At 34.0% G+C, this 16,174-nt stretch carries 12 protein-coding genes and 1 pseudogene; 12 read left to right on the top strand and 1 reads right to left on the bottom strand.

Annotated features, from left to right (window positions below; translation table 11 throughout):
- Window positions 1-16 precede the first annotated feature (16 nt).
- The 12 genes from X926_RS06805 to X926_RS06755 all read left to right on the top strand — a co-directional run bounded on the left by X926_RS06805 (window position 17) and on the right by X926_RS06755 (window position 15,866).
- Window positions 17-454: an Asp23/Gls24 family envelope stress response protein gene (locus X926_RS06805; protein ID WP_103065503.1), complete on the top strand. Its 438-nt coding sequence runs from the start codon at window positions 17-19 to the stop codon at window positions 452-454.
- Entirely contained in the window at window positions 426-881 is a 456-nt protein-coding gene (gene nusB / locus X926_RS06800) for a transcription antitermination factor NusB (protein WP_158245211.1), read from the top strand. Before X926_RS06805 ends, nusB begins: the two co-directional genes overlap by 29 nt.
- A gap of 61 nt (window positions 882-942) precedes the next feature.
- Window positions 943-2,802 (top strand): 1-deoxy-D-xylulose-5-phosphate synthase, encoded by a 1,860-nt coding sequence (dxs, locus tag X926_RS06795; RefSeq protein WP_103065501.1) that lies wholly within the window; start codon window positions 943-945, stop codon window positions 2,800-2,802.
- Window positions 2,799-3,317, top strand: coding sequence for a hypothetical protein (locus tag X926_RS06790; RefSeq protein WP_103065500.1), 519 nt, complete (start codon window positions 2,799-2,801; stop codon window positions 3,315-3,317). The genes dxs and X926_RS06790 overlap by 4 nt, the downstream gene beginning before the upstream one ends.
- On the top strand, window positions 3,311-5,644 hold the full coding sequence (locus X926_RS06785) for an endonuclease MutS2 (protein ID WP_103065499.1): 2,334 nt from the start codon (window positions 3,311-3,313) through the stop codon (window positions 5,642-5,644). Before X926_RS06790 ends, X926_RS06785 begins: the two co-directional genes overlap by 7 nt.
- Window positions 5,645-5,661: 17 nt before the next feature.
- Complete coding sequence (locus X926_RS06780) at window positions 5,662-7,749, top strand: cell division FtsA domain-containing protein (protein ID WP_103065498.1); 2,088 nt, start codon at window positions 5,662-5,664, stop codon at window positions 7,747-7,749.
- Window positions 7,727-8,086 carry a holo-ACP synthase gene (gene acpS / locus X926_RS06775; RefSeq protein WP_012208822.1) on the top strand — a complete coding sequence of 120 codons (360 nt, stop codon included), beginning with the start codon at window positions 7,727-7,729 and terminating at the stop codon, window positions 8,084-8,086. The genes X926_RS06780 and acpS overlap by 23 nt, the downstream gene beginning before the upstream one ends.
- 14 nt (window positions 8,087-8,100) lie before the next feature.
- A complete protein-coding gene (ligA, locus tag X926_RS06770; RefSeq protein ID WP_103065497.1) occupies window positions 8,101-10,107 on the top strand; it encodes an NAD-dependent DNA ligase LigA in 2,007 nt (668 codons plus the stop codon).
- Window positions 10,094-11,248, top strand: coding sequence for a hypothetical protein (locus X926_RS06765; RefSeq protein ID WP_123821398.1), 1,155 nt, complete (start codon window positions 10,094-10,096; stop codon window positions 11,246-11,248). The genes ligA and X926_RS06765 overlap by 14 nt, the downstream gene beginning before the upstream one ends.
- Before the next feature lie 434 nt (window positions 11,249-11,682).
- Window positions 11,683-11,859: a hypothetical protein gene (locus X926_RS10160; RefSeq protein ID WP_233186703.1), complete on the top strand. Its 177-nt coding sequence runs from the start codon at window positions 11,683-11,685 to the stop codon at window positions 11,857-11,859.
- The gene (locus tag X926_RS06760) at window positions 11,843-14,236 is read left to right on the top strand and encodes an AAA family ATPase (protein ID WP_103065495.1); all 2,394 of its coding nucleotides are present in this window, start codon (window positions 11,843-11,845) and stop codon (window positions 14,234-14,236) included. Before X926_RS10160 ends, X926_RS06760 begins: the two co-directional genes overlap by 17 nt.
- A 259-nt stretch (window positions 14,237-14,495) precedes the next feature.
- Entirely contained in the window at window positions 14,496-15,866 is a 1,371-nt protein-coding gene (locus X926_RS06755; RefSeq protein WP_233186702.1) for a deoxyribodipyrimidine photo-lyase, read from the top strand.
- An 82-nt stretch (window positions 15,867-15,948) separates the two neighbouring features.
- On the opposite strand, the pseudogene X926_RS06750 reads toward X926_RS06755, so the two are convergent.
- Window positions 15,949-16,174 (bottom strand): annotated as a pseudogene (locus tag X926_RS06750) (6-phosphofructokinase); the annotation flags it as partial.

Genomic DNA, 16,174 nt, shown 5'->3' with positions numbered 1-16,174 from the left:
TAAGGAGGGAAAAACAATGCCTTTGAACGAGGAAAATGATTTTGGAGAAATAAGCATTTCAGAAAATGTGTTAAAAGATTTAGTTTTCAAAAGTGTAGAAGGTTATCTGAAAGAACAAAAGGTGTATAACGAGAAAATTCAAAAAGAATTGCAAAAGAGTATAAAGATTACAATTAATGACGATGCCAGTGTTAGTATTTCTTTAAAGGTACCTGCTAAATACGGGCAAAACATTGTTGAATTTTCTAAAAATATTCAAAAAGCGATTAAAGACGATCTTGAAAGAATTGCAGAGGTCTATGTATCAAACATTGACGTATCCATCGAAAATCTTGTAAAACCCGAAGAGTTGGAAGAAGAATACGAAGAAATAGAAGAAGAAACCTTAGAAAATGAAGAATCCCCTGAAAGTGAAGAAAAGGAGGATGAAGAGCAAAAGGACAAGAATGAATGAAAACATACCAAAAAAAAGAATGATGAGAAAGTTGATTTTTGAAAGTCTTTTCCAACTATCAATAAAGGATGTTAAGTTAGACAACATATTATTCACTTTTGAAAAATTAAACGAAAAGGCACATTTAGAAGAAAGTTATTATTTGGAAGCTAAACAATACATTGAAGATATTTATAAAAATAAAAATGAGTATGATGCGTTGATCAACAAATACTCTGAAGGTTGGCCTGTAGAAAGGATAGGAAACATCGAAAAAACCGTGATGAGGATCTTTATCTATGAGCTAATAAACAAAAAAGATATACCCGTTAAAGTAATATTAAATGAATCAACGGAGTTAACCAAAACTTATGCGACACAAAAAGCCGCCGCTTTTGTTAATGGTATTATGGATAAGATCGCACGTTCGCAGGCATCGATTATGTAGAGCCACAAAATCGAAAGGGGGGAAGTATAGATTTTAAATAAATAAAATCTATACGAAATGTATGGCGCCACAAAATACTCCTCTGTATAAAGCACTTAAGAACATGAGTTACAAAGAATTAGAAGAAATAGCCCAAGAGATTCGAAAGTATATTTTCAACGTTGTATACAACAACAATGGTCATCTTGCTTCGAATTTGGGTGTTGTGGAACTAACAATCGCATTGTACAGGATATTTGACCCCATAGAAGACGTTATTATTTGGGATACCAGTCATCAATCTTACGTACATAAACTTTTGACGGGTCGGTGGAAAGATTTCAAAACCATACGTGAAAAAGGTGGCATAAGTGGGTACACAAATATCTACGAATCACAAGCTGATAGATTCGGTGCTGGGCATGCAGGGACTTCTATAGCAGCTTCTTTGGGTTATACACTATCTGATAAAATAAAAAATAGGAAAAGAAATATAGTTGCTGTTATTGGAGATGGAGCCTTAGGTTGTGGGATGGCTCTTGAATCGTTAAATCAGTTGAACTATCAAGATGCAAAAGTTAAAATAGTTCTAAACGATAACAACATGGCTATTTCCAGAAATGTAGGAACGATTTCCCAATTGTTGAATAATTTTAGAATAAAAAAAGAATATACCCAAGCAAAAGAAATTTTAAAGAGTTCTTTAGAAGACTCTTCCTTGGGTAAGGATGTAGAATCAGTTTTAAAGAAAGTCAGAAACGCTTTAAAATTCTCTATTTACGATACTCCAGCATCACTATTTGAAGAGTTGGGAATCAAGTATTATGGACCCGTTGATGGACATGATATCAAAAAAATGGAAGAGTTCTTGGAATTCATTAAAGCTTATGATGAGAAATCTGTAATACTGCATGTTGTTACTACCAAAGGTAAAGGTTTCGAAGAAACTGAGAAATCTCCCACCAAATATCATGGCGTATCCAAAAAAGAACCGAACAAAGTCTCTTACAGTAAAATTGTTGGACATACGTTATCTCATTTAAAAGATTATGAATTTTTAGCTTTCACGGGAGCCATGGCAGATGGAACTGGGTTAAATGTACTTCAAGAAATATGTCCGGACAAAGTCATTGATATGGGTATCACCGAACCAAGTATAGTCACTACGGCGTCCGCTCTGTCTTTAGGAGGAGTTTTGCCCGTTGTAGATATTTACTCGACTTTCATGCAAAGAGCATTTGACTCACTTATTCATGATGTAGCCTTACAAGAGATCCCAGTTCTATTTTTGTTAGATAGGGCTGGTTTGGTTGGAGAAGATGGCCCAACTCATCATGGGGTTTTTGATATAGCATATACTAGGTTAATTCCAAATGTTGAAATCTGGACGCCGTTGAACGCCCAAGATTTAGCTAATATGATTTATACTTCTGTGATAAAGGGTTTGAAAAAACCTAGATTTATTAGATTTCCAAGAGACGGGGAAACGATAGAAATACAAAATATAATCGACAATCTTCAAATAGTAGATGGAGAATGGAAGTATCTAAAAATGGCTGATTCTGGAATTTACGCTCTCGCCGTTGGAACTATCTCTCAAAACGTTTATGAAGCGCTCAAAGATTATAACGTTAATATAATTGGGGTACGAAGCGTCAAACCTTTATATGAATATTTTCTGGAAATACTAGAACAAAGAGCTGAATATATTTTTGTTTATGAAGAGGGAAGTTTGAAAGGTGGTTTCAACGAAGAGATATTCAAACTGAGAAATAAGAAAATTTACTCATTTGGTGTGAAAGACGAGTTTGTTTCTCATGCCACAAGAGAAGAACAATTAGAAGAATGCGATCTTTCTATAAAAGCAATAAAAGAAAACTTTGAAAAAATTATCGGTGGCGTTAAAGCACAATCATCTAAAAAAAGGGAGATTAAAAAATGATAAAAAATAAACTTTTTTTAGCATTTTCGATATTCTTTTTCATAACTAGTATCACATATGCTTTTGAGTTATTATTGACCCCTTCCTATTCCTACACTCTTAATTCAACAGGCGATACAAACACTCAACAGAGTTTAGATTACACTGGGGGAAGGATTTCTTTTTTAATTCCAACCGAAGATAGTGAAGAAATCTCCTATGGCCCCTATCTGGGATTTTTCTACAATTACAATTTATTAGAAAATTTACAAAATCTAGAAGATGTAGGAATCTCCTTAGGTTTGAATATGAAATATACAACCAATATAATTGGCAACTTAAATTTTTTGGTAACCGCCTTCGGAGGCGTTCACACAGGAGATTATTTTAAAACCTTTAAAACAGAAATACTTATAAATGGAGGAGTTAGCTACAACAATTTATCTCTGTCGGTTGGTTACGAGACCCGGTACTACGAAGAAGAACTAACTGTAAATTATTTACCAATCTCGTTGGGAGTGAGTTTTAAATTTTAGAAAAAACCTACAAGGATTTGGAAATCGAAAAAATATTAAATTTAATTTCAACCTATAGTCATACCGATTATGGGAAAGCGTATTTTTTAAAAAATGTAAAAATGTACAAAGATCTAACAGAATTAGACCGAGAAGTGAACATTTCTCGAGTTTTTTTTGATATGGCGATTAAAGGTACATTAAAAGATTTGTATGGTTTAAGTTATATCCCTTCGATAATGAAAAAAATAAGCAACAAGGAAAGTGTTGAAGGGAAAGAATTCAGAAAGATTGGAGAGTTTTTGGAGGACGGTTATGCCATCCAAAAACATTACAGCGGTATAAACGATCTACTCACTGATAAGTTATCAGATTACAAACCTCTACTTGAGTTAAAAGATCAGATCTTTAAAGTTTTTACTCCTGAAGGAGAAATTAAAGATAACGCCTCAATCGAATTAAAAAGAATAAGAAACGGCATAGACACGGTAAAACGTCAATTAAATATAGAATTCAACAAGATAAAAAGTAAGTATATTAAATACCTTTCTTTAGACCAGCCTGTGGAAAGAAACGGAAGGTTATGCATAGCGTTAAAGAGTGAAAATAGAAATGTCATAAAGGGTATTACCGTAGGAAGATCCGATTCCGGTGCTACTTTGTTCGTAGAACCAGATACCATTATAGAACTAAATGAAAAGCTTACAGATTTATTCTCACAAGAGAAGAACGAAATCAATAGAATACTCTCAAATTTGACCTTTGAACTTCAAAAAAACAAATTTAAAATAGAAAAAAATATAGAAATAATAGAATATATAGATGCCAATATAGCGAAAGCCAGATACGCCAAAGATATGAATGCAGTATTCACTCAACCCCATACTACTAAAAAGATTCTTCTCAAAGAACTAAAACACCCTTTAATACCAAAAGAAAAAATAGTCCCCATAGATGTAGAACTGGATAGAAACGGAATGATAATAACGGGTCCCAACACAGGGGGTAAAACGGTTTCTTTGAAATCAATTGGATTAGCCTTTTTTATGGCTCATTCTGGTTTACCAGTCTTAGCTTTAAAGGCTGAAGTACCTTTTATAGAAGAAATATACACGGATATAGGTGACCAACAAGATATATCTCAAAATCTAAGCACTTTTTCTGCCCATTTGTTGAATTTAAAAAATATACTTGAAAACGTTAATGAAAAATCTCTTGTATTGATAGATGAATTAGGAACAGGAACCGATCCTATTGAAGGAGCTGCCTTAAGCAAAGCTATTTTGAAATATCTGCTAATGAAAGGGCCAATAATATTTGCTACTTCACATCTGTCTGAGATTAAAACATTTTCTTTGGAAGAAGAAAAACTACTCGCCGCTTCTATGTCTTTTGATATTGAAACACTTAAACCTACATACAAACTAATGGTAGGCGTACCTGGAGCATCCCATGCCATTGAAATAGCAGAAAGATTGGGGATTGACCCTCAGATAGTAGAAGAAAGTAAAATAAATCTCAATGAAGAATTTTCACAAAGTGAAAAAATACTCAGTAGATTAACTTCTATTCACAATGAATACGAAGAAAGTTTAGAAAGGATCAAGAAGAAAGAAAAAGAGATCGATAAAATGAAAAAAGAGTACGAAGAAAAACTACAAAAACTAAAGAAAAAAGAAATAGAAAGTCTCGAACCCGAGTTGTATCAACTTAAAGAACAGATAAAAAATATGAGAAACCAGATTCAAACCATATTAAAAGAAATTAAGCAAAAAAAAGATCAAATCGATTTACAAGAAATCAGCAAAAAACTAAAAGAATCTGAAAATATGGCTTCACAACTTGAAGAGATGAGAAAAACGTTATCTCAAAATCAAAAAGGGCGAAAAATTGAAAAGTCTAAAATAAAAGTTGGGATGAAAGTAAAAACGTCCAATAATATTGAAGGAACGGTAAAAAGAGTAACAAACTCGAAGATAACCGTTCAGATTGATGGTTCTCCGATAGAGATAACTTATAATCCAACGGAAATTGAGCCTGTAATTAACACAGATAAAGAAAAAAACGAAGAAAAAAGAATTTACGTTAAAATAGATCAAAAGAAAAGTGTAAAATCCGAATTAGATATTAGGGGTTATTCAGTAAATGAAGCTATACCCGAAATAGAAAAATTTATTTCGGATTTAATAAGTTCTGGGATAAAAGAAGGAAGAATAATACACGGAAAAGGAACAGGGAAACTAGCTATGGGAATTTGGGATTATTTAAGAAAATCATCTCTAATTAAAGATTTCAAAATCGCTCGAAGTGAAGAAGGGGGAACAGGGGCGACAGTAATAGAAGTTTAAATAATGGGGGAGTGGAAATGATCTTTGGACTTGATATAGGTACAAGGACTCTTGTAGGGACATTGGCAGAATATGATGAAGAAACAGAAAATATAATAATCAAGCATTTTGCAGAAGTTGAGCACGAAAATAGAGCGATGCTTGACGGACAAATTCATGATGTCAACAAGGTTGCAAAAGGTGTATTCAAAATAAAGAAAACACTGGAGGAGGAAAGTTCCATCAATCTTTCCGAAGTTGCCATCGCTATAGCTGGTAGGTTTCTTATCTCTTCAATTGGCTCATACAGCCTTGATATTTCAACTCATGGTTATTTAGACAGTGAAACAATCAAAAAGATGGAACTCGAAGCCGTTAAAGTGTCTACAGAAAAATTAAACTACTCCCAAGAAATGTACTGCGTAGGATACTCCATACTCTACTACAGTCTTGATAATCAATGGATTAAACATCTAGAAGGGCAAAGAGGTAATCAAGCAAAAGTAAAAGTTTTGGCAGCTTATCTACCAAAAAATGTTGTAGAAGCTATGATGTCTGTATTGGATAAAGTTGGATTAAAACCAATCCATGTCACATTGGAACCGATAGCCGCCACAAGTTTAGTTGTGCCTGAGGACTTGCGAAACCTGAATGTTGCGATGGTAGATGTAGGAGCAGGAACAAGCGACATATCCATATCAAATAAAGGGGTAATAACAGGCTATGGAATGGTACCCTTAGCTGGGGATGAGATAACAGATACTATCTCTCAACAACTATTGGTGGATTTCAAAACCGCTGAAAAGATAAAAAAACAATTATCTCAAAACGATGAAATTACATACAACGATATTCTGGATAATGCACAAATTGTAAGAAAAGAAGAGATAATCAAGATAATAACCCCTGTTATAGACACCATAACGGATAAAATAGCTAAAGAAATATTAAATCTAAATGGGAAACCTCCTGTTGCTGTGATGGTAGTAGGTGGCGGAGGAAAAGTACCAACTTTCACCGAAAAATTAGCCGGCAAACTTGGACTTTCCAAAGAAAGGGTATCTTTAAAAACTACCAAAAACTTGGAGAATATCATTTTTGAATCAAAAAGAATGGAAGGTAGTGAATACATAACCCCTTTAGGTATAGTAAATGTCGCACTGAAAAAACAGGGTAGTGTATTCAATACTGTTAAAATAAACGGAAGAAATGTAAATATGTTAATCATAGGCAAAGATATGAACGTTTTACAGGCGTTACTACAATCAGGTTATTCTCTAGACAAATTGGTTGGATTGCCATCCCCTGCGATAGCTTTCGAACTGAACGAAAAATTACAGATAAAAAAGGGAAATATGGGCGAAAAGGCAAAAATAACAGTAAACGGAGTATCGGCGGATATACATTCTCCCATTAAACCAGGAGATCACATTGAAATAGAAGAACCTAAAAATGGCAAACCTGTCAATTTAAAATTGAAAGACGTGATTCAACCCATTGAATTTTACTTAAATGGAGAACCCAAAACCACTTACCCTGTAGTAATAAAAAATGGTGAAAAAGTAGAAAGCTTAGAAGAAGAGATCAAAGATGGAGATAAAATATTTACTTCACCTCCAAAAATAGAAGATGTATTTAAAGAGTACAACGAGAAAATATTTTTCACAATAAATAACCTTCCATATGAAGTCCCTGTGGGTACGATTATCATGAAAGACGAAGAAATCTTAGATAAAGATTATCAAATAAAAAATGGAGATCTTCTAAAAACAAAGGCGGTAAAGCTTCCTAAGATAAAAGAATTCTTGGATATCGAAACCGAAAAGATGAAAGTATTTTTAAACGGGAAAGAGGTTCATTTAAACAAAGAAGAAATAATCGCATCCTATGATGGAAAAATAATTGACATAGAAGAAGAAGTGAGCAATGGAGCAAATTACTCGATTAAAAAGGTAAAAAAGGATGTTCAATTAATAGATGTATTTTCTCATCTTTCCATAAACATGGAAGAAATTCAATCTTATGAAATTTACTTAAATGACCAAAAAGTCGAAAGCTTTCTACAAAAGATCGAACCAGGTGCGAATGTGAGGTTGTTAATCAATGATCAGAGGAATAGGAGTTGACATCGTAAAAGTCGACAGGATCAACGAAAAAAACGTCCAAAAAATTCTCTCTCAAAAAGAAAAAGAAATATACGATACGTTTAAAGGGCAAAAAAGAAAAAAAGAATATGCAGCGGGTCGTTTTGCAGTGAAAGAATCTTTAATAAAATGTTTCAAAAGGTTTATCCCTTACTCACAAATTACCGTTCTAAACAAACAAAGTGGAGAACCCTATTTAGATGAAGAATCGGTGAAATATCTATTCGAAAAGTTTGGAGGTAACGGAACGATACACATATCTATAGCCCATGAAAGAGAGTTTGCCGTAGCAACAGCGGTTGTGATAGATGAAGACTAAAGGGGGATTGTAATTTGGACATACCAAAAAACATAAAAGAACGATACGAAAAGTTAAAAGCAGAAATAGAAGAACATAACTACCGATACTACGTATTGGCTGATCCCATTATCTCGGATCAGGAATACGATAAGCTATTTAAAGAATTAGTAGAGCTCGAAAAGAAATATCCCGAATTGAAAACACCCGATTCTCCCACTCAAAGGATCGGTGGGATAGTTGTTGAGGGATTCAATAAAGTAAACCATTCCATACCGATGTTATCTTTAGATAACACCTACAACGAAGAAGAAATCTTAGATTTTCACAAAAGGGTTTTAAAGAACTTGAACTTAACCCATGTTGAGTACTTCTGTGAACTAAAGATAGATGGAGTATCGGTAGCTTTAAGGTACACCGATGGAGTATTAACTCAAGCTATAACCAGAGGCGATGGAACAACAGGAGAAGATATCACGCAAAACGTAAAAACCATCCCATCTATTCCTTTAAGATTGAGGAAAAATCTATCCATTGAAGTACGTGGAGAAATATACATGCCAAAAAAAGAATTTGTGAGAATAAATTCTGAAAGGGAAGAAAAAGGGTTACCTGTTTTCGCTAATCCTAGAAATGCCACAGCGGGCACTTTAAAACTTTTGGACAGTAAAGAAGTGGCAAAAAGAAAGTTAAGCTCTTTTATGTATTACGTTATCTTCCCTCAAAATTACAACTTAGAAACTCAAGAGGAAGCAATAAATTTTCTGAAAGAAGTTGGTTTCAGAATCAATCCTAATTACAAAAAGGTCGAAGATATTGGACAAGTTATAGAATTTTGGAAAGAATGGAATCGAAGGAGAAAGGAATTAGAATACGAAGTAGATGGAATAGTAGTTAAGGTGAACAGTTTTGAATTACAGAGAGTCCTTGGTGAAACTGCCCGATCCCCAAGATGGGCAATAGCTTTCAAATTTGAAGCTGAACAGAAAGAAACGAAACTAAAAGCTATAAAGCTTCAAGTTGGGAGTACAGGAATAATAACCCCCGTTGCAGAATTTGACCCCATACAACTCGAAGGAACAACGGTAAAAAGGGCAAGTCTACACAACTTTGACTATATAAAAGAAAGAGATATAAGGGAAGGCGATTATGTATTAATTGAAAAAGCAGGTGGCATAATACCACAAGTTATAGGGCCCGTTAAAGAAAAAAGAACCGGGGAAGAAAAAATAATTCAACCTCCTGAAAAATGCCCTGTATGTGGTGGAAAAGTTGGGAAAATAAAATCTTCCGAAGTGGCAATAAGATGTTTGAATCCCTCTTGTCCAGAAAAGCTTTTAAGAACTTTGGAAAATTTCGTTTCAAGAGACGCAATGAATATCCAAGGACTTGGCCCAAAGTTATTGAAAAGAATGGTAGATGCAGGTTTAGTTAAAGATGTAGCAGATCTGTATTATTTAAACGACCAAAAAATTAGAAGCTTGGGAGAAGGTATAGGAGACAAAACAGTAGAAAATATATTGACACAAATAGAGCAATCCAAAAATAGAGAATTGGATAGATTAATTAACGCTCTTGGTATACCAAATGTTGGGTCAAAAACTGCGAAAGACCTTGCAAATCATTTTAAAAATTTAGACAGTTTAATAGATGCAAAATTCGATGAACTTGTAGAGATAGAGGGAATTGGTGAAGATATAGCAAATGCAATTATAAAGTTTTTTTCACAGGAAGAAGTTAAAAAGATCGTTAAGAAATTAAAAGATGCAGGAGTCAACATGGGGAAAAAAGAAGAAGAAAAATTAGAAGGACCTCTAAAAGGTTTAGTTATATGTCAAACCGGTGCTCTTTCTAAAATGACAAGACAAGAATTCGCCGAATACGTTGAATCTAAAGGTGGGACCTTCTCTGAAAATGTGACGAAGAAAACGAATATCCTAGTCGTTGGAGAAAACCCTGGTTCTAAACTAGATAAAGCTCAAAGTTATGGAATTACTATAATGAGTGAAGAAGAGTTCTTTGATAAATATGGAGAAAGTTAGAAAAATAGTAACGCTTCAAACATTAGTACTTATCTTCATTTTTTTTAATACGAAGGGCTTCTCTGAGATAACTGCAAACGAAGTTTATCTACTATCTTCAATATACGCAGGGAAAGATTTTACAAACATAACACCTTATCCAATAAATTCAAACGATGAGTTTGAAGTTTACCCTGGCTTCTTCTACAAATCTTTTGATCCTCTGTGGTTGATTGGTGGAATATTTGAAACCAATTGGTCAGATTTGGAAAGAGGGGTGTATCTTTCTGACTCATTACCTTATGTTACTGGGTTCATGGGTGGATACGATGCGGGAAGTATGAGAATTGTATCAGCCATGTACTTCTTCGACCCTTACTTAACTGAAGATGAGTTAGCAAGGCAAAAAGCTACCTCTTTTGATGGCAATTTTGATCCTAATTTTGATACTAACTCCGACAGAGCTGGATTGGAAGATTTTGGGTATTCTGATCCTTCAAAAACTTTGTTTATACACAGATTAGAATTTAATCTTTTCGATAGAGTTAGACTCTCTTTGAACGAATTAAATTTGATCGGAGGGAAATATCCAGACCTTTCTGATGCTAACCCTTTTGGTATAGCTCATAATAACTTAGGTGAAGGATTCTCAAATAATATGTTGGGAGTAGACGCTTCTATTATTCCTACCAACGGTTGGCAAATATACGGGCAATTTGCGATGGACGATTTTGTAGTACCAGATACTGAAGGAGGAGCAACAGATTACAAACCGACCGCATTCGCTTGGGGAGTAGGAACAAGATTAGTAGGTAAAACTTCGCAATACTACATATCTCCAAAAATTGAGTATTATAAGATTTACACTTGGATGTACAATCAATGGGCACCTTACTTGAAATATACCGCCAAATACGATGAAGAAGATATTCCCATAGGCTTTGACTACGGGAACGACATGGAAGGTTACTTAATAGGATTGGATATTGCCAACGAAACCATAAGATACAAAATTACTTTCGAACACTACCTCAAAGGTGAAATAAATTTAGAAACACCCTACGACGATGAGAGAAAAGAAGATGTGGAAGGTTGGCCTGGACCGTACGGAGAAACAACGCCGTTTATCAAAATATCCTTTTCAATTGAAGTAGGGTTTTAAAACATATACTATCCGAGTTAATCCACGAATAATCTGCTAAAGACTCCTTACCAAAAACAGTTGTGAAATACACTAAAGATAAAGTAAAGTTAATCAAAGATATGATATAATTTACATAAATTAAGGAGAATGTTAAGTAAAGCAAAAATTGGTTCTCTTCCAAAAAGTAATCGGTTAGCAAGTTGACTGCTAAGTCAGGAAACAAGCTTTTTAAGCAACGACCAAAAGGTCTTGTAAGGAGGAAGGGAATCTTCCTTTGCTATTCATCCTGGTACTATTTTAGCATTAGGGTATCTCTTTAACATAGGAAATAATGAAAAAAGTAAAAGGCAGGTTTTAGTACCATTTTTTGAGTTTCATATCCATACATATTATACGAGGATTGCTGGAGAAAATTTGGTTTAAGACAAAACAGGAAATGGGAGGTGATAATGATGGAAATAAACGAGGAGATATTTGAAGGATTCTTTAAGAAACTCGAAGATGACAAAGAATTCCCTCGCTCAATTATTGAAAAACTGAGAAAGCTCTTCGAAAGTGAGGAAGTTATATCACAAAAAAACATCCTTGATATAATAAAAGGGGGATGTGAGGATGTCGGTGAAGATTAAGAAAATTAATATCAAAGCTTTTAGGGGGATTCCAGACCTAGAGCTAGAACTTAATGGAAAAAGCCTTTTATTACGAGGTGAGAATGGCACTGGAAAAAGTTCAATAGTGGAAGCAATTGAATTTTTCTTTACTGGGAAAGTGTCTCATTTAGAAGGTATCCAAGGTTTGTCTTTAAAACGACATGGGCCCCATGTAAATTTCAAGCCTGATGATATGAATGTGGAAATAACCTTTAATCCAGGTAATATCTCTCTAAATAGGAATTTTACATCTGTACCTTCCCCACCCAATCAGTTTAGTGACTATTTTCATATAACTCAAAAGGGTACATTCATCTTACGCAGGTCGCAAATTCTTGAGTTCATTATGAGTCAACCAGCGGAACGCTTTAGAGCAATAGGAAGCATGATCGGCATCGAGCCCTTGGATAATGTTGAGCTTGAAATTATGCGACTTCGTGATGAATTACAAGGAAAAGTGGTATCAAAAGAAGAGGAGATTAAAAGATTAATTGGCGAGGTTTCAAATGTCGTGGGGAAAGAAATCACAGGGGTTAAAGAGGTATTACCAGCTTTAAACGAAATGCTTCAAAAAAGTAATTTATCGATAATTGGATCTTTGGAAAAGGTTGATAAATATACTGAAGAAATTTTCAGAACAGTAAAGAAGGTCGAGAACAGAGAGAAGATTGAGGCTCTTAACGAGATATTAAAGCTTACCAAAATTCCCTTTATATCTGACGAGGTTGTTAAGAAATTGGATGACATTAATGAAAAGATAAAATATCTTTTACAGGAGCAAGTGAGAGGAGAACTATCTAATGCTGAACTGCTTGAATCTGGTAGAAAGGTTATAGAAGAAGAAAAAAAGGATATCTGTCCACTGTGTGAACAAAGGATCGACAGGCAGAAATTACTCACAAGAGTTAATGAACGTCTTGAAATTCTTCGAGCACTTTCTGATAAAGCCGCAGAAATCCGAAAAGGATCTGTTTCGGTTATAGATTGTTTGAGAAAAATTTCAGATAAACTTAACTCCATTATTTCAGAAATTGAAATACTTCCTGAGTTATCCAGGGAAAAAGAAGAGCTAAAGGCTAAAGTGAAGTTTTTGAATGGTTTCGTAGAAAAAGTTGATACTGCTAAGGAGCTCAAAAATGAAATACCAATTCAAGAAATAATCCAACAGGAGGAGGAAATTAATAAATTAAGGCGCTTTATATCAGTAAAATGTAGTCAACTATTGGATGAGATCGAACTTACAGAAGGGGAAAAGAAAGTTTTAGAAGTTATTCGTTTAATCGAACAAGTTAGAAGTAAGGTTAAAGATATATCAACAATTAGTTCTGAACTTCAAAAATATCAAAACTACTTTAAATTGGTTGAGAAAATGTATGATGCTTTTTCAAATATAAAAAAGTTAAAAATTCAGGAAATATACAATACTATACAGGGAGATATGCAAAGTTTTTACTCGATGCTTCATCCTAATGATCCTCACAAAAGTATAGAACTTACAGTCACACGTGGGAAAAGGGCAAGCACAGAGATGAAGATAGAATCATTTGGGCGAAAGAAAGAGGATCCAAGAGCATTAACAAGCGAAGGACATCTTGATTCTTTGGGACTATGTATATTTCTTGCCTTTGTTAAAAAGTTTAATGAAGGCTGTCCATTAGTAATATTGGATGATGTAGTGGCTACAATAGATGCTGGTCATAGAAGTAAAATAGCTAAATTACTGTTGAAAAAATTTAAAGACTATCAGTTTGTTATCACCACACATGACGGAATATGGTACGACCAGCTTATTAGTTCCCAAAGAGCGTTAAATGTACAAGGCAATTTCATAAATATGGAAATTACCCAGTGGGATGTAAATGCCGGTCCAAGGATCATTCCATATAAACCTCGATGGGAAAGAATATCTGAAAAATTAAAAAATAATGATAAAACTGGGGCAGGCAATGAATGCCGGATATATTTAGAGTGGTTATTAAAGAAAATTTGTGAAAGGCTAGAAGTACCTATACCTTTCAAGCAAAAGGGAAGATATACTGTAGCAGAATTATTTGATCCCGCGGAAAAACGGATAAAAGATAAATTAAAAGATAGTGATTTAAAGAAAGACCTCCTAAACAAATTTAAAAACCTCAAAGAGTCCTCGTTTATGGGGAATCTTCTTTCTCACGATAACCCAGAAATAGAAAACTTATCCTCTGAAGAAGTTAAAACTTTTTGTGATGCGGTACATAGTCTTCATGAAGCGTTTTTATGCCCAGAATGTAGAAGCTTCTTAAAGTACTTTAGAGATTCAAAAATAGTGAAATGTCCTGATGTTGGATGTGAAAGTCCTAAAAAGTCGAAGACCAAATGATAGAAGTATCATTCAATTCCTTCCGCTATGACTCTGCGATCGTTAAGGCTATCCTATAGAAACAAATAGAGGGAAAAGGCTTTTCAGCGTCAAAGTTAGAAGGTTGGCCTGGACCCTACGGAGAAACAACACCATTTATCATAATATCCTTTTCAATTGAAGTAGGGTTTTAAAATTCTCAATACTTTTAATTTATCTAACTACTAATAAAGTTAGTAAGTTGTATTTAATTATAAAAGGCATGCTAAAGGCATTAGAGGTGATAAAAATACCGAATTATAAATATAAAATTGGGTTGCACATATTCAGACGAGATCTTAGGTTAGAGGATAATACTTCTCTCATAGAAGCACTTCAAAGTTGTGAAAGAGTCATACCTACTTTTATATTTGATGATCGACAGATTAAAGACAATGATTACAAATCAGACAACGCGGTTCAATTTATGATCAACAGTCTAAAAGAACTCAATGATGAGCTACACCAATTGAGCGCTAGGCTATACTTTTTTGAAGGACTTACTGCTAAAGTAGTTGAAAGTTTAATTAAAACATTAGGAATAGAAGCAGTTTTCGTGAATAAAGATTACACTCCATTTAGTAAGAAAAGAGATAACGAAATAAAAGCCATTTGTGAAAGGGAAAGAGTAGATTTCAAGGAACATTTTGATGTTTTATTACATGAACCCACAGAAGTTTTGAAAGATAATGGTATGCCATATATAAAGTTCACCGATTTTTTAAAAAAATCCAAAAAAATAGATGTGCGAGAACCGCAGAAGAATAAATTTAAAAATTATTTTACAGAAGAAATTAGCTCAAGTATAGCTCTTCAGGTTGATAAATTTCCTCAAAATGAAAATTCAATGTTAAATGGTGGGCGAGAAGAAGGGTTAAGTTATATAGAGAGAATAGTCAAACTAAAAAATTACAGTGAAATTAGAAACATACCTTCAATCGATGGAACAACAAAGTTATCTCCCCATCTTAAATTTGGAACAGTTTCTGTGAGAGAGGTATATAGAAAAGTAAATGAAAACTTCGGTAATGAACATGAAATTATTACACAACTTCACTGGCGTGATTTTTTTACTCATATCCTTTATCATTTCCCTCATGTTTTAGGCAATTCCTTTAAGGAGAAATATAACCAAATACAGTGGGAAAATGATGTGGATAAATTTAAGGCTTGGTGTACAGGGAGAACAGGTTATCCTATAGTTGACGCTGGAATGATGCAATTGAATCTAACGGGATGGATGCATAACCGAGTAAGAATGATAACAGGGAGTTTTCTTGTTAAGGATTTACATATTGACTGGCGATGGGGAGAAAAATACTTTGCACAAAGACTAGTTGATTACGATCCTGCAATTAATAATGGTAATTGGCAATGGGTTGCTTCAACAGGTTGTGATGCTCAGCCTTTTTTCCGAATATTTAACCCAATTTTGCAACAGCAAAAATTTGATGCTGCATGTGATTACATAAAGACTTGGTTACCAGAATTAACCAATCTTAACTCAGAGCAAATACATACTTTGAACATTCCAAAAGACATCGATTATCCAACACCTATTGTCGATCATAAAATAGCTTCAGAAAAGGCTAAAAAACTTTATAAAATATGATCAAAAAGCGAAGTATGTTTGTTATCTGTGGATTTTAATAATACGTTTAAATATAGCGGTGCAAAAGCACCGCCAAATATTTTTAGAAAAACAATCTACCCATCTCGTATAATTCTCTACTTATCTCTTTGTTCTTCAAAATTTCTTCCGTAAAGGGTTTTTCCACTACATCAAAACCATCCAAACCTAAAGCCACGTTAGATTTTCCTTTTTTAACAGCATCTATGGCGGTTACACCAAATTTAAAAGCCAAGTATCTATCAAAAGATGAAGGAGTTCCTCCTCTTTGTAAGTAATCCAAATCAACC

This window comes from Petrotoga sp. HWHPT.55.6.3, assembly GCF_002895495.1.
Taxonomy (GTDB): Bacteria; Thermotogota; Thermotogae; order Petrotogales; family Petrotogaceae; genus Petrotoga; species Petrotoga mobilis.
Note: the sequence above shows the minus strand (reverse complement) of the source record. Positions and strands in the feature narration are given on the sequence as shown.

Coding starts and splice junctions, on each gene's coding strand:
- X926_RS06805 (WP_103065503.1), top strand. CDS start 17: ATGCCTTTGAACGAGGAAAATGATTTTGGAGAAATAAGCATTTCAGAA.
- nusB (WP_158245211.1), top strand. CDS start 426: ATGAAGAGCAAAAGGACAAGAATGAATGAAAACATACCAAAAAAAAGA.
- dxs (WP_103065501.1), top strand. CDS start 943: ATGGCGCCACAAAATACTCCTCTGTATAAAGCACTTAAGAACATGAGT.
- X926_RS06790 (WP_103065500.1), top strand. CDS start 2,799: ATGATAAAAAATAAACTTTTTTTAGCATTTTCGATATTCTTTTTCATA.
- X926_RS06780 (WP_103065498.1), top strand. CDS start 5,662: ATGATCTTTGGACTTGATATAGGTACAAGGACTCTTGTAGGGACATTG.
- acpS (WP_012208822.1), top strand. CDS start 7,727: ATGATCAGAGGAATAGGAGTTGACATCGTAAAAGTCGACAGGATCAAC.
- X926_RS06765 (WP_123821398.1), top strand. CDS start 10,094: ATGGAGAAAGTTAGAAAAATAGTAACGCTTCAAACATTAGTACTTATC.
- X926_RS10160 (WP_233186703.1), top strand. CDS start 11,683: ATGGAAATAAACGAGGAGATATTTGAAGGATTCTTTAAGAAACTCGAA.
- X926_RS06760 (WP_103065495.1), top strand. CDS start 11,843: ATGTCGGTGAAGATTAAGAAAATTAATATCAAAGCTTTTAGGGGGATT.